Below are 18,659 nucleotides of genomic sequence, written 5' to 3' on the forward strand. Positions count from 1 at the left end.
GGCGCCGGTCCCGGGCGACGACGCCGACGCGGTCACCTGGGCCGGCGCCGCCGACCTCGACCGGCTGGCCTGCACGCCGGGGTTGGTCGCGACGCTGCGCGGCTGGGGGGGGGGGGGGGGGGGGGGGGGGGGGGGGGGCGGGGCCCCCCCCGCCCCGCGCCCCCCCGCCCCCCCCCCCCCCCGCCCCCCGGCCCGGCCTCACTTGGCGAACGACACCGGTGCGGTCGGCGGGACGGCGGCCGTCGCGGGGGCCCGGTGGGCGCCCCGGTTCGCGCGCAGGAGCAGCACGGCACCGGCGACCAGCAGCAGGACGCCGAGCCCGGCGACGGCCAGCGGCAGGGTCCGCTGGACGAGGGTGATCTGGTCGCGGGTCCCGGCGGCGTCGGCGGCCGCGTCGCGCAGCCCCTCCTCGGTCGGGCCGAGGTCGGCCGCCAGCACCGTGACGCCGGTGGCGCCGCCGGGACCGCGCAGCGCGGTCACCGGGTGCTCCACCGAGCTGACGATCTTGCCGCTGACCGGCTCGACCAGGATCTCCCGCTCGCTGCTGAAGACGACGTCGGCGGTGACGGTCGCGTCGTCCGACTCGCCGGCCAGGCTGCCGGGGACCTCGATCTGGCGGATGACGGTCTCGGGGACCGACTGCAGGAAGCGGTAGACCTCGACGCCCTCGACCTCGTCCTCGCCGTCGTAGCGGGCGGTGACCGCCGCGCCGACGTTGCCGTTCCACACCTCGTAGTCCTGCCGCTGGGTGTCGAACGGGAAGGTGAGCGTCAGGCCGTCGATGTCCTCGCTGGCCGCGCCGCAGTCCACCGCCTCCGCGGTCGTGCGGTCCAGGCAGTTGACGACCTCGGTGGGCTCGGTGACCAGCGTGCCGTCCGCCGTGGTGATCGTCGTCCCCGAGGCCCACACGGCGACGTCGTCGGAGGCGTCCGGCGAGCCGGCGTCCCCCTGGACGGTCAGCCGCGCGGTGACCTCGCCCCGCGTCTCCTCCAGCTCTTCCATGTCCAGGTAGGTGGCGTCCTCGTCGACGACGGCCCGCGACGCCTGCTGGTCGAGGGGCAGGGTCACGAGGGTGGGCGCCAGCACCAGGCGGACGGCGAGCGCGGCGCCCAGGCACAGCGCGCCCAGGCCCAGCAGCACGAACCCGAGGACAGGACGACGCATGCGGGGGACCTCCTCGACCGTGCGACGGCTCCACCGGCGTCGCAGCGCGGTCACATTACTGTCGGCTCCACCACACGCCAACACCGACCGGTTCCGGGCGGTACCGATCCCCCGATCGGGTCGGGTACCGGTGCGTACCGGAGTCGATAACGCCTGTTACCGCTCGTCACGCGCACGTCGGCGGAGCACCAGGACGACGTTCCAGCTCGCGATCTCCCGCAGGCCCGGGACGCGGGCGACCCAGACCGCCCACCACGGGTGGTAGCGCGGGCGGACGGCCACGAGGTCGGCGTCCGGGCAGCGCCGCGCCCAGCGGACCGCCGCCCCCGCGGAGACCGCGAACAGGGACTCGCCGTACCGGTTCTTCGGCTCGCGGCCGGTGCGCCGCCGGTAGCGCCGGCGGGCCCGGGCGCCGCCGAGGTAGTGCCAGGGCGCGGTCTCGTGCCCGCCCCACGGCGACAGCCAGGGCGTGAACGAGAGCAGCACGGTGCCTCCCGGCCTGGTCACCCGCACCATCTCGTCGGCCATGACCCACGGGTGGCGCACGTGCTCCAGGACGTTCGAGGAGTAGCAGACGTCGACGGCGCCGGTGCGCACCGGCAGGGCCTCGCCGCTGCCGCGCACCGTCCCGGGCTCGGGCGCGCCGCGCGCGGCCATCTCGCCGGCGTCGGGCTCCAGGCCGACGTAGCGGGCGCCGGCCGCCCGGAAGGCGGCGGAGAAGTACCCCGGCCCGCCCCCGACGTCGAGGACGGTGGCCCCGGCGAGGTCGGTGTACCGGGCGAGCTGGCGCACCGAGTCGTCGGCGAGGACGCCGTAGAAGGAGGCGGGGTCGGTCTGCTCGCGCAGGAAGGCGCGGAACAGCCGCACCGACCGCCGCAGCGTCGCCGTCCGGTCCATTCGCGGTTCGTCCTCTCGGGTGGGGAATGCCGTCGATCGGGCGGGTGGAATGGCTGGTACCCGTCTGTATCGTGCCGCGGGTGATCCGCGTCTCCCCCCGGCGTGCGCCCGCCGACGTGCTGTTCGTCAACTGGCGCGACCTCGGTCACCCGGAGGGCGGCGGGTCCGAACGGTACGTGCACCGCGTCGCCGAGGGACTCGCGGCCGCGGGGCTGCGGGTGGAGATGTTCTGCGCCGCCCACGACCGCGCCCCGGCCGAGGAGGACGTGAACGGGGTGCACGTCGTGCGCCGCGGCGGCCGGCTCGGCGTCTACCCGCGGGCGCTGCTGCACGTCCGGCGCTCGCGCGCCCGGCTCGTCGTCGACGTGCAGAACGGCCTGCCCTTCTGCAGCCCGCTGGTCACCCGGGCGCCGGTGACGGTGCTGGTCCACCACGTGCACCGCGAGCAGTGGCCGATCGTCTTCGGCCGGCTCGGCGGCGCGGTGGGCTGGTGGCTCGAGTCGCGCGTCGCGCCGTGGGTCTACCGGCGGTCCCGCTACGTCACCGTCTCCGGGGCCACGCGCGCGGAGCTGGCCGGTCTCGGCATCGCGCCGTCCCGGGTCGCGGTCGTGCCCAACGGGGTGGAGCCGGTGCCGCCGGTGGCGGTGCGCCGCTCGCCGACGCCGCGGGTGGTCGTGCTCGGCCGGCTGGTCCCGCACAAGCGGGTCGAGCACGCCCTCGAGGTGCTGGCCCGGCTCCGGCAGCGGTGGCCGGACCTGGTCCTGTCGGTCGTCGGCGAGGGCTGGTGGGAGGACCGGCTGCGGGCCGAGGCCGAGCGGCTGGGCGTCGCCGACCGGGTCGAGTTCCACGGCTTCCTGGACGAGCCGGCCAAGCACGCCGAGCTCGCGCGGGCGTGGCTGCAGCTGTGCCCCTCGGTCAAGGAGGGATGGGGCCTGGTGGTCACCGAGGCCGGCGCGCACCGGACGCCGACGGTGGGCTACCGGTCCTCGGGCGGGCTCACCGAGTCGGTGCTCGACGGTCGCACCGGCGTGCTGGTCGACGACCTCGGCGGGCTCACCGCGGCGGTGGACCGGCTGCTGGCCGACCCGTCCGCGCGGTCGGCGATGGGCGCCGCGGCGGCCCGGCACGCGGCCCGGTTCGACTGGCCGTCGGCCGTGCGGGGCTGGGCGCGGGTGCTGCGCGGGGTGCCGGCCCCCGCCCGTACGGACGCCGGCGGGGCCTCAGCCGCGGGTGCCGTAGTCGAGGACGTCGATCGACTGCTGGTCGCTCTGCTCGACCGCGGACGTGTCCGGGTCGACGGCGGCGGACACGCCGGCCACGGCGGCGGCGCCGATCCCGGCGCCGGCGCCGAGGGACAGGAGCACGGCCAGGAGGGTCTTCACGCGGGCACTCGCTTCCTCGGGGGACGACGACGGAGCGGGACCCTAGACGCCGCGAGCGTGATCCACAACGCAGCACCGGCCACCGCGCCCAGCGCGGCGCCGTGAGCGACCCCGACCGCGACCGCGCGCACCGCCGTCGGCCGGGGTCCCGGCAGCGCGCCGGGCACGCGGTACAGCCGCAGGTCGGCGCCGTCGACGACCAGCGGCAGGTCGGCCACGGCGGCGGCCACGGGCGGACCGGGCGTGTCGCGCTCCACCAGCACCCAGCCGACGCCGAGCCGGGCCAGCGCCCCCGGGTCCCCGGCGGCGGCGAGGACCTGCGCGGCACGGGCGTCCTCGCCCCGCACCGGCCGGCCGTCGACGACCAGCGTGTCGTCGGCGACGACCGGCCGGGACAGCCAGCGGGCCGCGGGGTCCAGCTGGGGGCGGCGGTCGTTCCAGCCGAACGCGCGGTAGGCGCCGGCGGGGAGGACCAGCACGTCGCCGGGCGCTGGGTCGTCGGCGAGCACGTCGCGCACGGCCTCCCAGTCGGCCGGCCAGGCCACCGGCTGCAGCCGGCCGCCCACGCCCCAGGCGAGGTCGGGGACGGCGACCAGCGGCAGCACCGCCGCGGCGACGGCGACCGCCCCGGCGGCCGGGTCCGGCAGGAGCGCGCGGACGGCGGCGACGGCGCGCCGGGTGCCGAGCCCGGCGCCGACGGCGAGCGGCAGCGCGAGCCACGCCGCGTACTTCTGCCCGTCGCGCAGCAGCCCGGCCCCCGGCACGCCGGCGACCGCGGCCTCGAGCAGGTCCCGCGTGCCGGGCAGGACGCCGGCGACGGCGAGCAGCAGGCCCGCGGCCCCCAGGACCAGCAGCCGGCCGCCGGCGCCCGCGCGGGCCGCCCGGGGCGCCCAGCCCGCGGTGGCGAGGGCGAGCAGCAGCGCGGTGACCAGCGGGGCGAGCACGGACGTGCGGCTCCCGGGGACGGCGGCGCCGTTCCAGATGCCACCGGTACCGAGGACGGCGACCACGGCGCCGGCCCAGTTCTCGCCGCGCGCGGCGAAGGCGGCCACCCCGGACGGGTCGGAGGTGCCGCCGGCCGGCGCGAGCAGTCCGGCCACCACCCACGGCGCGGACAGCAGCGCGACCGCGGCGAGCGCGCGGCCGGCGCGGCGGCGGCCGGTCCCGGCGAGCACGGCGCCCGCGGCGAGCAGGCTGCCGGTGGGGGTGAGCGCGGCCGGTGCGACGGCGAGCACCAGCCGGAGCAGCGCCCGCGGCTCGCCGGCGCGCAGCCGCAGCCCGGCCCGCACCACCCAGGGCAGCGCGGCCCACGCCAGCAGCAGCGTCCAGTGGCCGACGAGCAGCCGCTCGGCGAGGTAGGGGCTCCAGCCGTAGACCAGCCCGGCGACGGCGCCGGCCGCGCCGCGGCGGCCGTCGGGGCCCGGCGGCACCAGCCGCGCGGCGCCGAGCACCGCGGCGTAGACGGTCAGCAGCAGCACGGCGGCCTGCACCAGCGAGCCCGGCAGCACGGCGGTGAGCAGCGCGGCCGCGCCGTCGGCGGGGACCGCGCGGGGCAGCGCGCCGGACAGGCCGAGCGCGTCGAGGTCGAGGTCCTGGCGCGGCACGACGACCATGTCGGCGAGCAGCACGTACCCGGGCGCGAGCACCGGCGCGGTCACCAGCAGCGCCACCGCGGCGGCCAGCGCGCGGGCCGGCCACGGGGAGCGGTCGGGTGCCACGACGGGGTCGACGGCGGTCTCCACGCGCGCCCCTCTCCCCCGTCGTCCCCGGCTCCCGGGCGCCAGCAGCGTAGGGCGGGGGGATGAGGGGGACCCGCAGCCGGGCGGCCCGCGTGGCGCCGGCCGCGCTGGTGTCCGGGGCGCTGCTGTCGGTGAGTGCGCTGTCCTACGTGGTCACCGTGCTCGCCGCGCGGGTGCTCACCCCGGCGTCCTACGGGGAACTGGCCGCGCTGCTCGGCCTCCTGCTGGTCGGCACGGTGCCGGCCAGCGGCCTGCAGACCGCCACCGCGCTGCGGCTCGGCGGCCGGCCGGCGGGCGAGGCCGCCGCGGAGGTGCCGCGCCTGCACGCGACCGCGCTCGCCACCGGCGCCGCCACCGCGCTGGTCGGCCTGGCCGCGCTGGCCCCGGTGGTCGCCCTGCTGCGGCTGCCCGACGCGGCGGCGGCCGCCTGGCTGGTCGCCGCCCTCGTGCCGCACACGCTGGCCGGCACGTACGACGGCGTCCTGCAGGGCACCGGGCGGCACGGGCGGCTGGCGGTGGTCGTCGTCGCCTTCGGGACGCTCAAGACGGCGGGCGCGGTCGCCGGGCTGCTGCTGGGCGGGACGCCGGCCGCCGCCGTGGCCGGCGTGGCGGCGGGCAGCGCCGCCGGCGCGCTGGCGACCTGGGTCGGCGCCGGGCGGCCGGGCCTGGCCCGCGGGCTGCGCGCGCCCGCCCGGGCGGCGGCCCGGGCCGCGGGCGCGCTGGCCGGGCTGGTGCTGCTGGTGAACGTCGACCTGCTGCTCGCCCGGCACCACCTGCCGGCGGGACTGGCCGGCGAGTACGCCGTCGGTGCGGTGTTCGCCAAGGTCGCCTACTGGCTGCCGCAGGGCGTCGGGGTGGTCGTGCTGCCGCGGATGGCCGACGCCGCGGCCCGGCGGCGCGAGCTGCCCCGGGCGCTGGCGGTGGTCGGCGGGCTGGGCGCGCTGCTCACCGCCGCCACCGCCGCGCTCGGGCCGGCCGCGCTGCCGTTGGTGGGCGGGGCCGCCTACGGCACCGCCCTGGGCGGCTGGACCTGGGTGTTCACCGCCTGCGGCACGCTGTTCGCCCTCGCCCAGCTGCTCCTCTACTCCGGCATCGCCGCCGCGGACCGCGTCGCGACCGCCGCGGTGTGGGGCGCCGTCGCGCTGGAGTGCGCGGTGGTGGAGGTCCTGGCCGCGGCCGGGCGGCTGTCGGTGCTCACCGTCGCCGGGACCGCGGCCGGTGCCGGCGTGCTGCTGGTGGCCGTCGGCCTCCTGCGGCTGCCCCGTGCGGCGCCGGACCCGGACGGCGACGCCGCGGTCGCCGCGACCGCGGTCAGCGGCGCGCCGGTCGCAGTGCCAGCACCGCCAGTGCCCCGGCCGCGCTGACCCCGGCGCCGGCGAGGGCGGCCGCGTCCCACCCGGCGAGCAGCCCGGCCGCGGTGCCGGCGGGCGCGCCCGCGGTCACCAGCAGGACGACCAGCGTGACGCCGACGGCGGCGCCCAGGTAGCGGGCGGTGTTGTTGGCGCCGCTGCCCATGCCGGCCCGCTCCGGCGGCACGTGCGCCACCGCCTCGCGGCCCAGCGCCGCGTTGGCCACGCCGTAGCCGACGCCGAGGACCAGCAGGCCCGGCAGCAGCGCGGCGGCCCGGTCGCCGGGGTCGAGGACGGCCAGCGCCGCCAGTCCCGCGGCCGACACGGCCAGGCCGCCGGCCAGCAGCACCCGCCCGTCGACGCCGGGCAGCCAGCGCAGCCCCACCGACGTCGCCGTCGCGACCGCGGACCACACCAGCACGAGCACCGTCGTCGCGAGCAGGCTCTCCCCCAGCGCCCGCTGCAGCACGGTGGCGAGGAAGGACATCAGCCCGACCGTGGCCGCGCCGGTGACCAGCGCGCCGACGCTCGCGGCCAGGAAGCCGCGGACGCGGAACAGGCCGAGGTCGACCATCGGCGCGCGCACCCGGGACTCGGTCAGCACGAACGCCACGGTGAGCACCGCGCCGCCGGCGAGCAGCGCGACCACCGTGGCGGTCCCGGTGCCGGTGCGGGTGGCCACCAGCCCGACGAGCAGGCAGCAGACCGCGGCGACGAGCAGGACCGGCCCGGCGACGTCGACCCGCGGCCGGCGGCCGGGCGCGGCCTCGGGCAGCAGCAGCCGGGCGGCGACCGCCAGGAGCAGCGTGACGACGGCGGTGGCGACGTGCGTGGCGCGCCAGCCGGTGTCGCCGTCGAGGAGCACCGCGGCCAGGCCGCCGACGCCGGTGCCGGCGCCGAGGCTGGCGCCCCACACCGCCGCCGCCCGCGCCCGCCCCGGGCCGAGCGGGAACACCTGCGCGATCAGCCCCAGCGAGCAGGCCAGGACGGCCGCGCCGCCGACGCCCTCGACCAGCCGGCCGGCGACGAAGACCCCGGTCGACCCCGCGGCGGCCGACAGCGCGGCGCCGGCGGCGAGCAGCACGAGGCCCGCGGTGAACACCCGGCGGCGGCCCACGTCGTCGGCGGCGGCACCGGTGACCAGCAGCGCCGCGGCCAGCCCGACGCTCATCGCCGACAGCAGCCACGCCTGCCCGCCTGCGCCGGTGCCCAGGTCCGCCGCGGTGGCCACGGCGGTGGCCAGCGGGGTGACGAAGGCGGCGAGGACGACGAGGGTGCTGACCGCGACGACGGCGAGCGTCCGCCGCTGCAGCACGGCGGCCGGGGCGGCACCGGCGGCCGCGGGGACGGGACGGGACTCGACCGATCGGGACACGCGCGCCCCCAGCAGGCTTGTCGGTTGGACATTCCAACCGGGATGCCGGCGACGCTAGCAGGAGCGGCGGCGGCCGCACCACCCCCGCGGGGGACCAGGCATGGCCGGCGGCACCGGGGGGCAAGGGTCGGGCGAGGAGCACCGTCCGGGTGCCGCGAGACAGGGAGGAGCGCCGTCGATGGCGTCCGTCATCCACTTCACCATCGCGACCGTCGCCGAGGAGAGCCCCGACTTCCGCCGGGTCCTGTGGACCGGGGAGAAGACACAGTTGGTCGTCATGACCATCCCGCCGGGTGGGGAGATCGGCGAGGAGGTCCACGAGGACATCGACCAGATCCTCACCTTCGTCAGCGGCATCGGTGAGGCGAAGGTCGGCGGGGCCACGAAGAAGGTGGCGCAGGGCGACCTGGTCGTCGTCCCGGCCGGGACCAAGCACAACTTCGTCAACACGGGCGAGAACCCGTTGATCCTGTACACGGTCTACGGCCCGCCGGAGCACGCCGACGGCGCGGTGCACAAGACGAAGGAGGAGGCCGACGCGGCGGAGGAGTCCGGCGAGGACGAGCCGCCGACCGGGGACTGACACGCTGCCCCGGTGCCGTCCGCGCCCGCGGCGGCACCGGGGACACTGGGAGGGTGAGCAGCGCCGTCGCCGACACCACCTCCGACACCGCCGAGGTCACCGCCGCGCTCCGCCGGGCCGGGATCGGCGACGTCGACGACTCGGGCCTGGCCCGGGCGCTGTACTCCTCCGACGGCTCGCTGTACCGCGTGCTGCCGCGCGCGGTCGTCCGCCCGCGCGACGCCGACGAGGTCGTGGCGGCCCTCGAGGTGTGCCGGACGCTCGGCGTGCCGCTGACCATGCGCGGCGCGGGCACCTCGATCGCCGGCAACGCGGTGGGCACCGGCGTCGTCGTCGACACCAGCCGGTACCTGGACCGGGTGCACGCGGTCGACGCCGAGGCGCGCACCGCGGTCATCGACCCCGGCGTCGTCCAGGCGCGGCTGCAGCTGGCCGCCCGGCCGCACGGGCTGCGCTTCGGGCCGGACCCGAGCACCGCCAACCGCTGCACCGTCGGCGGGATGATCGGCAACAACGCCTGCGGGTCGCGCGCGCTGGGCTACGGCCGGACGTCGGACAACGTCGTCGGCCTCGACGTCGTCACCGGGACCGGGCAGCGGCTGCGGCTGTCGTCGGGGTCCGCCGTCGACGGCCTCGAGGACCTGCGCGCCCTGGTCGGCCGCGAGCTGGCCACCATCCGCACCGAGCTCGGCCGCTTCGGCCGGCAGGTGTCGGGCTACTCGCTGGAGCACCTGCTGCCCGAGCGCGGCTTCGACGTCACCCGTGCGCTGGTGGGCAGCGAGGGGACGCTGGCCGTCGTCCTCGGCGCCACCGTGCGGCTGGTCGCCGACGCCCCGTACCGCGGGCTGGTGGTGCTCGGCTACCCGTCGATGGCCGACGCCGCCGACGCCACCCCCGGCCTGCTCCGGCACGGGCCGACCGCCGTCGAGGGCCTGGACGAGCGGATCGTGCAGCGGCTGCGCGACGTGCCGGCCGCCGTCGTCCCGGACCTGCCGCGCGGCGCGGGCTGGCTGATCGTCGAGGTCACCGGCGACACGGTCGCGGAGGTCGGGGCCACGGGCGCGGCCGTCGTCACCGACGCCGGCGCGCTGGACGCCCTCGTGGTCACCGACGTCGCGCACGCCGCCGCGATCTGGCGGATCCGCGAGGACGGCGCGGGCCTGGCCGCGCGCACCTCCGACGGCCGCCCCGCGCACGCCGGCTGGGAGGACGCCGCGGTGCCGGTGGAGTCCCTGGGCGCCTACCTGCGCGAGTTCGACGCGCTGCTGGCGCAGCACGGGCTGCAGGGCGTGCCGTACGGGCACTTCGGCGACGGCTGCGTGCACGTGCGCATCGACTTCCCGTTCGGGCGCGAGCCCGACCGCGGCCGCGCCGCCTACCGCTCGTTCGTCGAGGACGCCGCCCGGCTGGTCGCCCGCTACGGCGGGTCGGTGTCGGGTGAGCACGGCGACGGACGGGCCCGCAGCGAGCTGCTCGGCACCATGTACTCCCCCGCCGCGCTCGACCTGTTCGCGCAGGTCAAGGCGCTGTTCGACCCGGACGACGTACTGAACCCCGGCGTGCTGGTGCGCCCGGCCCGCCTCGACGACGACGTCCGGGTGGCCGCCGCGCCCCGGCTGCGGGACGGCCTGGCGCTGGCCTACCGGCACGACGACGGCGACCTGTCCAACGCCGTGCACCGCTGCACCGGCGTCGGCAAGTGCCGGGCCGACCCGTCCGGCGTCGCGGTGATGTGCCCGTCGTTCCCGGCCACCCGCGAGGAGAAGGACTCCACCCGCGGCCGGGCCCGGGTGCTGCAGGAGATGCTCGCGCCCGGCGGGCCGGTGCGGGACTGGCGCTCGCCGGAGGTGCACGCCGCGCTCGACCTGTGCCTGTCGTGCAAGGGCTGCTCGCGGGACTGCCCGACCGGCGTGGACATGGCCAGCTACAAGTCCGAGGTGCTGCACCAGTCCTACCGGCGGCGGATCCGGCCGCTGGCGCACTACACGCTGGGGAAGCTGCCGATGTGGTCCGACCTGGCCGCGCGGGCGCCGCGGCTGGTCAACGCGGTGCTGCGCAACCGGCTCGGCGGGCGGCTGGCGAAGTGGGGCGCCGGCGTGGACCGGCGGCGGTCGCTGCCGTCGTTCGCGCCGCGCACCTTCCGGCAGTCGTTCTCCCCGCGGCCGGGCGGCGGCGCGCCGGTGGCGCTGTGGGTGGACTCGTTCACCGACCACTTCGCACCGGAGGCCGCGCAGGCCGCCGTCCGGGTGCTCGAGGCGGCCGGCTACTCCGTGCAGGTGCCCGGCGACGACACCTGCTGCGGCCTGACCTGGATCACCACCGGCCAGCTGGACACGGCGAAGCGCATCCTCGGCGACACCGTGCGCCGGCTGGCGCCGCTGGCCGACGCCGGCATCCCGATCGTCGGCGTGGAGCCCTCGTGCACCGCGGCGCTGCGCAGCGACGCGGTCGAGCTGCTCGACGACCCGGCCGCCGGACGGGTCGCCGCGGCCACCCGGACGCTGGCCGAGCTGCTCACCGCCACCGAGGGCTGGGCGCCGCCGTCGCTGGCCGGCGTCGAGGTGGTCGCGCAGCCGCACTGCCACCACCACGCGGTGATGGGCTGGGCGACCGACGAGCGGCTGCTGCGCCGGGCCGGTGCGGCGGTCACCCGGCTCGGCGGCTGCTGCGGGCTGGCCGGCAACTGGGGCGTCGAGCGCGGGCACCACGAGGTGTCGGTGACGATCGCGGAGCAGCAGCTGCTGCCCGCCGTCCGGGCGGCCGGGCCGGACGCCGTCGTGCTGGCCGACGGGTTCTCCTGCCGCACCCAGCTCGACCAGCTCGCCGACCGGCCCGGCCGGCACCTCGCCGAGCTGCTCGCCGACGCGCTGGACCGGGCATAGGGAGCGATCCCCGCGTTCCCGGCGCGGGGACGCAGGGATCGCTTCCCACACCTCGGCGGCCGGGAATGGGCCGCCGGGCGGCGCGTTGGCGCGAGGCATGACCACTCTCGGCATCATCGGCGCCGGCCACATCGGCACGGCGCTCGCGCAGGCGGCCACCGACCTCGGCCACGACGTCGTCCTCTCCAACTCGCGCGGCCCGGAGACCCTCGCCGGCCTCGTCGACGCGCTCACCGACCGGCCCTCCCGGCGCGGCTCGGTGCGCGCGGCCACGGCCGCCGAGGCGGGCGCCGCCGGCGACCTGGTCGTCGTCACCGTGCCGCTCAGGGCCGTGCCGGACGTCCCGGTCGAGCCGCTGGCCGGGAAGGTCGTGATCGACACCAACAACTACTACCCGGAGCGCGACGGGCACGTGGCCGCCCTCGACGAGGGGACCACCACCAGCTCCCAGCTGCTGCAGGACCACCTGCCCACGTCGCGCGTGGTCAAGGCGTTCAACCACATCGCCGCCGCGCAGATCACCGCCCGGCGGACGCCGAGCGGCACGCCGCACCGGCGCGCGCTGGTCGTGGCCGGGGACGACGCCTCGGCGAAGGACGTCGTCGCCTCGTTCATCGACGAGGTCGGCTTCGACGTCCTCGACCTCGGCCCGCTGGCCGAGAGCTGGCGGATCGAGCCCGGCACCCCCGGCTACGGGCCGGACCTGGACCTCGAGGGTCTGCGCCGGGCGACCGCGGAGGCGACCCGGGCCGCGTGAGCTCAGGCGGCGCGGCGGTCCCGGCGGGCGCGGGCTGCGGCCAGCACCGTCGGGGCCAGCGCGGCCGCGATCCGCGCGTAGCCGGCCGACGAGGGATGGAACCGGTCGGCGGAGAACAGTGCCGGGTCGGTGGTGAACGCCCGGCCCACCTCGCCGGACACGGCCGCGACGACGGCGCCGCGCGCCTCCGCCACCTGCGCCTGCCGCTGCTGCATCGCCGCGCAGGCGGCCTGCACGACCGGGCGGAACGCCGGCGGCACGAACGGCACGCTGGACATGTCCGGCGCCGGCACGACGACGACGTCGGTGCCCGCAGCGCGCAGTCCGTCGACGGCGGCGCCGAGCGCGGCCACCGCCGGCTCGACCGGGAGGAACCGGGCGAGGTCGTTGGCGCCGATCACCACGACGGCGAGGTCGGCGCCCAGGGGCGCTGTGCGGCGTACCTGCGCGGCGAGGTCGCGGGAGACGGCGCCGGGCACGGCCAGCACGGACAGGTGGGTCTCGATGCCCGCACTGCGCAGCACCTGCGCCAACCGCGGGCCGAGGCCGTCCTCGACCCGCGCGGCACCGGTGCCGTACGCGATGGAGTCACCGAGGACGGCGAGGTGGAGACGGTCGGTCACGCCCGGTACAACGCCGGCCGGCGGGGCGCTCTGCCCGCCGGCGCGGCCGGCCGCCGGTGACCCCGGCCACCGTGCGCCCCGACCTGCGACGCTCTGCCACGATGCCCGCGTGGTGGATCTCGACGAGACCATGCTGCCCGGCGTCGGCGTGCGCTACGGACTCACGACGCGCGCCGGTGACCGCCTGGCCGTCGTCGTCCAGCGCGAGGGTGGCGCGGAGGTGGCCGTGTTCGACCGGCGCGACCCGGACCGCGCCCGCGCCGTGTTCCGGCTCGACGCCGAGGAGACCGGCGTCGTGGCCGAGCTCCTCGGCGCGCCGCGGCTGACCCAGCGGTTCGTGGACCTCTCCCGGGAGGTGCCGGGCCTCGAGTCCGCCCGCTTCCTCGTCCGGCCGGGATCCCCCTTCGACGGGCGTCCGCTCGGGGAGACCCGCGCCCGCACGCTGACCGGGTGCTCGATCGTGGCCGTGGTGCGCGAGAGCGACGTCGTCCCCTCTCCCGGGCCGGCGGAGGTCCTGCACGCCGGGGACGTGCTGGTCGCCATCGGCTCCGACGCCGGGCTCACCCAGCTCGGCGCGCGGCTGGACGGCGCGGCCTAGGCCCCCCGGCGTGCACGGCACCGAGGCGCTGCTGGTCGAACTGGGGCTGCTCTTCCTGGGGCTCGCGCTGCTCGGCCTGCTCGCCCGGCGCCTGGACCTCTCCCCCATCCCGTTCGTCCTCGTGGCCGCGCTGGCGGTGGGCGAGGGCGGGGTCGCGCCCCTGACCACGGCCACCCCGTTCATCGAGGCCGCGGCCGAGATCGGCGTCGTGCTGCTGCTGCTCGCCCTCGGCCTGGAGTTCTCACCGGACGAGCTGTTCGCCTCGCTGCGCCACCACGGCCGTTCGGGCGTGGTGGACCTGCTGCTCAACGCGCCGCCGGGCATCGTGGGCGGCCTGGCGCTCGGTCTGCCCTGGCAGGGAGCGCTGGCCCTCGGCGGCATCACCTACGTCTCGTCGTCGGGCATCGTGGCCCGGCTGCTGGCCGACCTCGGCCGGCTGGCCAACCGGGAGACGCCGGCCGTGCTGTCGGTCCTGGTCCTCGAGGACCTCGCGATGGCGCTGGTGCTGCCGCTGCTCGCGGTGGCGCTGGCCGGGGGCGGCCCGGCCGCGGCCGCGGGCGGCCTCGCCCTGGCCGCCGGGGCCGTGGTGCTGGTCCTGGCCGCCGCCCGGCGCCACGGTCACCGCCTCGGGGTGCTGCTCACCTCTCCCGACGACGAGCAGGTCCTCCTGCGGCTGGTCGGGCTGACCCTGCTGGTCGCCGGCGCGGCCCAGGCGCTGGGCGTCTCGGCCGCGGTCGGCGCCTTCCTCGTCGGGCTGGCCCTGCCCGCCCCCTTCGCCGCACGGGTGCGGCGGATCCTCACCCCGCTGCGCGACCTGTTCGCGGCCACCTTCTTCGTGGCCTTCGGGCTGGGCACCGACCCCGCCGACGTCCTCCCGGTCCTGCCGGCGGCGCTCCTCCTCGCCGTCGTGACGGCGGCGACCAAGGTGGGGACGGGCTGGTACGCCGCCCGCCGGGACGGGGTCGCGGCTCCGGGCCGCTGGCGTGCCGGGACGGCGCTGATCGCCCGCGGGGAGTTCTCCGTGGTCATCGCCGGGCTGGCCGTGGTGGCCGGCCTGCCCGAGCTCGGTCCCCTGACCACCGCGTACGTGCTGGTGCTCGCCGTCGCCGGCCCCGTGGTGACCCGGCTGGCCGAGCCCCGGACCGCGCTCCCCGGCACGGCCCACCCCGGGCCCGGGGCGCCGGCCGCGTGAGCGCCGGTGCCGCGGGACCGGGGTGGGACACGGCCGCTGCGGTCAGTGCAGGACGGGCGCGCCGCCCTGCTCCTCGGCCAGCCGCTGCGAGCCCGACGTCGTCTTCAGCGGCTTCTCCGGGATGAACAGCACCACGAGCAGCGCGAGCGCGGTCAGCGGCGTGGCGATGGGGAACAGCTCCGCGGTGGCGTCGGCGTAGGTGCCCTGCACCAGCGCGACCACCTCCGGCGGCGGCGCGCTGACGTCCGGCGCCGCGGCTTCGCCGCCGCCCGGGGCCGGCGCGCCGCCGCGGAGGGCACCGAGCCCGTCGGCGACCCGGGCGGCCAGCACCGCGCCGAGCACGGTGACGCCGATGGTGCCGCCGAGGCTGCGTGAACGGCCCCACAACACGACGGGGCCCGGCCGGGATCTTCCCGGTCGGGCCCCGTCGGTCCGTGCGTGGCGGCTGTCAGGCCTTCGGGCCGCCCGCGGCGTAGACGACCTGGCCGGAGACGAAGCCCGCGCCCTCGCTGACGAAGAACGACACCAGGTGGGCGATGTCCTCGGGCTGGCCGACACGGGCCACCGGGATCTGCGAGGCGGCGCCCTTGATGAAGTCGTCGAAGGCGATGCCCATGCGCTCGGCGGTGGCCATCGTCATCTCGGTCTGGATGAAGCCCGGGGCGATCGCGTTGGCGGTGACGCCGAACTTGCCCAGCTCGATGGCGAGGGTCTTGGTGAAGCCCTGCAGGCCCGCCTTCGCCGTCGAGTAGTTCGCCTGGCCGCGGTTGCCCAGCGCCGAGGTGCTCGACAGGTTCACGATCCGGCCCCACTTGGCCTCGACCATGTGCTTCTGGCAGGCCCGGCTCATGAGGAAGGCGCCGCGCAGGTGCACGTTCATGACCAGGTCCCAGTCGACCTCGGTCATCTTGAACAGCATGTTGTCCCGGATGACGCCGGCGTTGTTGATCAGCACGACCGGCGGGCCGAGCTCCGCGGCGATCCGGTCGACGGCGGCCTGCACCTGCTCGGCGTCGCTGACGTCGGCGCCCACGCCGAGCGCGCGCCCGCCGGCGGACTCGATGGCCTGCACGGTGTCCTTGGTGTTCGCCTCGTCGAGGTCGAGCACGGCGACGGCGAAGCCGTCGGCGGCCAGGCGCTTCGCCGTCGCGGCGCCGATGCCGCGCGCGGCGCCGGTCACGATGGCGACGCGGGGGGTGGCCTCGCTCATGGCAGTTCCTCTCGTTGGTGGCGGCGTCGTCGCCGGCCGGTCCGGGTGGGGGGCTCGGGCCGGGTCGACCCCGCGCCGGCCCCCGGGCTGCGCCGGACAGGTTACGGCGGGCTCCCGCGGCGTCCGGAGACGCCCCCGTACCGGTGCGCGGCGGCCGTCAGGGCCAGATCGAGGCGACGATGATCGCGGCGACCGAGAGCTGGGCCGCGCCCATCACGAGGCAGGCGGGGTGGAAGCCGGGCTCGGTGACGAGGTGCCCCATCTTCCCCGGGGTGAGCAGGTCGAGGATGACGAAGGCGACGGCCTGCAGCACCACGCCGAGCACGCCGAACACGACGGTCCAGAGCAGCGCCTCCCCGAACCCGGACGTCGCGTTGGTCCAGATCGAGGCGAAGATGACCGCGCCCTGGGCGAGGAACCCGGCGGACAGGACGACCGCGGCGCTCACCGACCGGTCCTCGTAGATGCGCCGGCCCAGGTGGCCGGGCGTCAGCAGGTCGAGGACGAGGAAGCCGAGGGCCAGCAGCACGAGGCCGACGGCGGTGTAGGCGACGGCGTAGCCGAGGCTGGCCAGCACGGGACGGGTACCTCCGGGGGCGGGAGCGGACGGGCCTGCCAGTTCCTACCGCACCGGCTCCCCCGGCCGCACGCGACCGCCCGCCGGTCAGCCCCCCGGGCGCACGACGTCACCCCGCACGACGTCACCCCGCACGCCGCCACCCCGCACGCCGCCACCCCGCACGCCGCCACCCCGCACGCCGCCACCCCGCACGACGTCGACCCGGTCGAAGCCCTCGGCCTCGGTGGGCGGGGCGAGGCGGGCGCGGGCGGCGTACACGCCGACCAGCGGCACCGGCGACTCGCGGGCGGCGTTGCGCGCCAGGCACTCCTCGAGCGGGGTGTCCACCCAGATCGCGCGCACCGGCACGCCGGCCGCGCGGGCCGCGGCGACCAGCGGGGCGCGCTCCTCCGGCGACGGACTGGTGTTGTCGACGACGACGCTGCGCCCGGCCGCCAGCAGCCCGGCGACGACCCGCTGCTGCCGGGCCTCCCGCCGGCGGGCGCGGGGCCAGTGGTCCTTGCTCACCACCTCGTGGGTGGCGGCGAGGGTCCGCTCCACCCAGGTCGACTTGCCCGCGCCCTGCAGGCCGACCATCACCACCAGCTCGGGTGAGGTGCTGGGGTTCACGCGCTCCGGCGCAGCGGGGTCACCGGCTCGTCGTCGTCCTCGAACACCGGGCGGGCCGCCGGGTGCTCGACCAGCGCGAGCACCCTCCCGGACATGAAGCGTGCGGTGCGCACGGGCGTGCCGCCGCGGGTGGTCTCGGTGACCTCCACGACGCCGCGGCCGTGGGACACGTCCACCCGGCGCCCGGCGCGGGTGGCCTCGATCTCGTAGGTGCGGGTGTCGCCACCGGCGTCGATGACGACCTCGACACGATCGCCCTTCACGGGTCCTCCTCGGGGTCTCGCCGGGACCTTCTCCCGGCTTGTGGACAACGTCCTCCAGACCCCTGACATTCCCCGAACGCGCTGGTCAGTCCCCGGATCCGCGCCGCGAGGGCCAGTGCGGGTGCAGCGCCCGGACCGAGGCCAGCGCCGCCCGGCGGGCCTGCGCGCGCTGCCGCGCGCGGCTGGTCCGCGGGGCCCGCGGCTCCTCCCGCAGCAGCGCGTCCAGCCAGTGCCCCCGCGGGTCGACGTCGACCAGCAGCGCCTTCACCAGCAGCGTGAGCGGGATGGCCAGCAGCGCGCCCAGCGCGCCGAGCACCCAGCCCCAGAACAGCAGCGCGAGGAAGGTGACCGTCATCGACAGGCCGACCGAGTCGCCGACGAAGCGCGGCTGGATGAGCGTCTGCACCACGAAGTTGAGCAGCGAGTAGACGACGATGATCACCCAGAACTCGGTCCAGCCGCCGGCGAGCAGGCCGAGCAGCGCCGGCGGGATGACGCCGAGCACGAAGCCGATGTTGGGCACGTAGTTGGTGATGAACGACAGCAGGCCCCACAGCACCGGCAGCGGGACCTCGAGGATCGCCAGCGCGACGGTGTCGCCCACCGCCACGATCGCGCCGAACACGGTGCTCACCAGCAGGTAGCTGCGGGTGCCGCGGGCGAACAGGCCGAGCGCGATGGGCAGGTGCGGCCGGTCCTCGGCGACCAGCGCCAGCCGGCGGCCGAACCCGCCGGACTCGATGGCGAGGAAGACCATCGCCGACAGCAGCAGCACCAGCGTGCTGGCGGTGTCGGTGACCCGGGCGAGCAGGTCGGTGGCGAGGCCGACGAGCTGGCCGTAGTCGAACCGGTCGACCAGGTCCTGGATCTGCGTCGAGGACAGCCCGGCCTCGTCGAGCCGCTGCACCGTGTCGTCGAGCAGCACCGCGAACTGCGGGGCGTAGTCGGGCAGCAGGACGGCGAACTGGGCGATCGCCACCACCAGCAGCGACCCGAGGCCGAGCAGCACGCCCCACACGAGCAGCAGCAGCACGCCGGCCGCCGCCCAGCGCGGCACGTGGTGGCGCAGCAGCCAGCGCTGCACCGGCATGAGCGCCACGACGACGACCAGCGCGAGCAGCACCGGCGCGACCAGCCAGGCGATCTCCCGCACCCCGGCGACGGCGATCGTCGCGGCCGCGGCCCCGACGAGCAGCACCAGCCAGCGGGGCAGCCCGCCGGGGCCGGACGGCGTGCCGGCCGGTCCCGCCGCCGGGCCGCCGTCGGAGGCGGGGGTGAGGGTGACGTCGGCGGCCAGCGGGAGCCCGTCGGCCAGGTCCCCCGGCAGCTCGGTGGGCTCCGGCGGGACCACCCGGGAGGCCCCGGTGCGCGTCCGCTCCGCACCCGGCTCGGGCAGGTGCGACTGCGCGGCCATGGACGTCCTCCCCCCGTAACGGCGCCGTGACGCCCCAGGGTG

At 77.7% G+C, this 18,659-nt stretch carries 18 protein-coding genes and 1 pseudogene; 7 read left to right on the forward strand and 12 right to left on the reverse strand.

Features of this window, described 5'->3' with window-relative positions; translation table 11 throughout:
• Nucleotides 1–198: 198 nt before the first annotated feature.
• Nucleotides 199–1,164, reverse strand: coding sequence for a DUF3068 domain-containing protein (locus ACI796_RS20015; RefSeq protein ID WP_456942973.1), 966 nt, complete (start codon nt 1,162–1,164; stop codon nt 199–201).
• Between the two features lie 156 nt (nt 1,165–1,320).
• On the reverse strand, nt 1,321–2,061 hold the full coding sequence (locus ACI796_RS20020) for a class I SAM-dependent methyltransferase (RefSeq protein WP_456942974.1): 741 nt from the start codon (nt 2,059–2,061) through the stop codon (nt 1,321–1,323).
• Nucleotides 2,062–2,087: 26 nt separating this feature from the next.
• On the opposite strand from ACI796_RS20020, the pseudogene ACI796_RS20025 reads away from it, so the two are divergent.
• A pseudogene (locus ACI796_RS20025) lies at nt 2,088–3,209 on the forward strand (glycosyltransferase family 4 protein); the annotation flags it as partial.
• Between the two features lie 72 nt (nt 3,210–3,281).
• Here ACI796_RS20025 and ACI796_RS20030 read toward each other — a convergent pair.
• Together ACI796_RS20030 and ACI796_RS20035 are read right to left on the reverse strand one after the other, a co-directional pair.
• Nucleotides 3,282–3,443, reverse strand: a complete 162-nt coding sequence (locus ACI796_RS20030; RefSeq protein WP_456943024.1) for a DUF2613 family protein — start codon at nt 3,441–3,443, stop codon at nt 3,282–3,284.
• The gene (locus ACI796_RS20035; RefSeq protein WP_456942975.1) at nt 3,440–5,185 is read right to left on the reverse strand and encodes a hypothetical protein; all 1,746 of its coding nucleotides are present in this window, start codon (nt 5,183–5,185) and stop codon (nt 3,440–3,442) included. Before ACI796_RS20035 ends, ACI796_RS20030 begins: the two co-directional genes overlap by 4 nt.
• Nucleotides 5,186–5,244: 59 nt before the next feature.
• Here ACI796_RS20035 and ACI796_RS20040 point away from each other — a divergent pair, with 59 nt between their 5' ends.
• Nucleotides 5,245–6,546, forward strand: coding sequence for a hypothetical protein (locus ACI796_RS20040; protein ID WP_456942976.1), 1,302 nt, complete (start codon nt 5,245–5,247; stop codon nt 6,544–6,546).
• Here the strand turns inward: ACI796_RS20040 and ACI796_RS20045 are convergent.
• Nucleotides 6,494–7,906, reverse strand: a complete 1,413-nt coding sequence (locus tag ACI796_RS20045; protein ID WP_456942977.1) for an MFS transporter — start codon at nt 7,904–7,906, stop codon at nt 6,494–6,496. The genes ACI796_RS20040 and ACI796_RS20045 overlap by 53 nt on opposite strands.
• A gap of 178 nt (nt 7,907–8,084) precedes the next feature.
• Between ACI796_RS20045 and ACI796_RS20050 the strand changes: the two genes are divergently transcribed.
• The 3 genes from ACI796_RS20050 to ACI796_RS20060 all read left to right on the forward strand — a co-directional run bounded on the left by ACI796_RS20050 (nt 8,085) and on the right by ACI796_RS20060 (nt 12,128).
• Nucleotides 8,085–8,489, forward strand: a complete 405-nt coding sequence (locus ACI796_RS20050; RefSeq protein WP_456942978.1) for a cupin domain-containing protein — start codon at nt 8,085–8,087, stop codon at nt 8,487–8,489.
• A 53-nt stretch (nt 8,490–8,542) separates the two neighbouring features.
• Nucleotides 8,543–11,371 carry an FAD-binding and (Fe-S)-binding domain-containing protein gene (locus ACI796_RS20055; protein ID WP_456942979.1) on the forward strand — a complete coding sequence of 943 codons (2,829 nt, stop codon included), beginning with the start codon at nt 8,543–8,545 and terminating at the stop codon, nt 11,369–11,371.
• 97 nt (nt 11,372–11,468) lie between these two features.
• Nucleotides 11,469–12,128, forward strand: a complete 660-nt coding sequence (locus ACI796_RS20060; protein WP_456942980.1) for an NADPH-dependent F420 reductase — start codon at nt 11,469–11,471, stop codon at nt 12,126–12,128.
• A gap of 2 nt (nt 12,129–12,130) precedes the next feature.
• Here the strand turns inward: ACI796_RS20060 and ACI796_RS20065 are convergent, their stop codons facing one another.
• Nucleotides 12,131–12,751 (reverse strand): SGNH/GDSL hydrolase family protein, encoded by a 621-nt coding sequence (locus tag ACI796_RS20065; protein WP_456942981.1) that lies wholly within the window; start codon nt 12,749–12,751, stop codon nt 12,131–12,133.
• Between the two features lie 109 nt (nt 12,752–12,860).
• Between ACI796_RS20065 and ACI796_RS20070 the strand changes: the two genes are divergently transcribed.
• Complete coding sequence (locus ACI796_RS20070; protein ID WP_456942982.1) at nt 12,861–13,349, forward strand: cation:proton antiporter regulatory subunit; 489 nt, start codon at nt 12,861–12,863, stop codon at nt 13,347–13,349.
• Between the two features lie 10 nt (nt 13,350–13,359).
• Nucleotides 13,360–14,541 (forward strand): cation:proton antiporter, encoded by a 1,182-nt coding sequence (locus ACI796_RS20075; RefSeq protein WP_456942983.1) that lies wholly within the window; start codon nt 13,360–13,362, stop codon nt 14,539–14,541.
• Nucleotides 14,542–14,583: 42 nt separating this feature from the next.
• Here ACI796_RS20075 and ACI796_RS20080 read toward each other — a convergent pair whose 3' ends face one another.
• The 6 genes from ACI796_RS20080 to ACI796_RS20105 all read right to left on the reverse strand — a co-directional run bounded on the left by ACI796_RS20080 (nt 14,584) and on the right by ACI796_RS20105 (nt 18,617).
• Nucleotides 14,584–14,931 (reverse strand): hypothetical protein, encoded by a 348-nt coding sequence (locus ACI796_RS20080; protein WP_456942984.1) that lies wholly within the window; start codon nt 14,929–14,931, stop codon nt 14,584–14,586.
• Between the two features lie 58 nt (nt 14,932–14,989).
• On the reverse strand, nt 14,990–15,751 hold the full coding sequence (gene fabG, locus ACI796_RS20085; protein ID WP_456942985.1) for a 3-oxoacyl-ACP reductase FabG: 762 nt from the start codon (nt 15,749–15,751) through the stop codon (nt 14,990–14,992).
• Nucleotides 15,752–15,908: 157 nt separating this feature from the next.
• Nucleotides 15,909–16,328 (reverse strand): DUF350 domain-containing protein, encoded by a 420-nt coding sequence (locus tag ACI796_RS20090; RefSeq protein WP_456942986.1) that lies wholly within the window; start codon nt 16,326–16,328, stop codon nt 15,909–15,911.
• Between the two features lie 87 nt (nt 16,329–16,415).
• A complete protein-coding gene (locus ACI796_RS20095) occupies nt 16,416–16,940 on the reverse strand; it encodes an AAA family ATPase (RefSeq protein WP_456942987.1) in 525 nt (174 codons plus the stop codon).
• Nucleotides 16,937–17,203 (reverse strand): hypothetical protein, encoded by a 267-nt coding sequence (locus tag ACI796_RS20100; RefSeq protein ID WP_456927976.1) that lies wholly within the window; start codon nt 17,201–17,203, stop codon nt 16,937–16,939. The genes ACI796_RS20095 and ACI796_RS20100 overlap by 4 nt, the downstream gene beginning before the upstream one ends.
• Nucleotides 17,204–17,288: 85 nt before the next feature.
• On the reverse strand, nt 17,289–18,617 hold the full coding sequence (locus ACI796_RS20105) for an AI-2E family transporter (RefSeq protein WP_456942988.1): 1,329 nt from the start codon (nt 18,615–18,617) through the stop codon (nt 17,289–17,291).
• Nucleotides 18,618–18,659: the final 42 nt, after the last annotated feature.

Source organism: Geodermatophilus sp. SYSU D00525 (assembly GCF_054050475.1).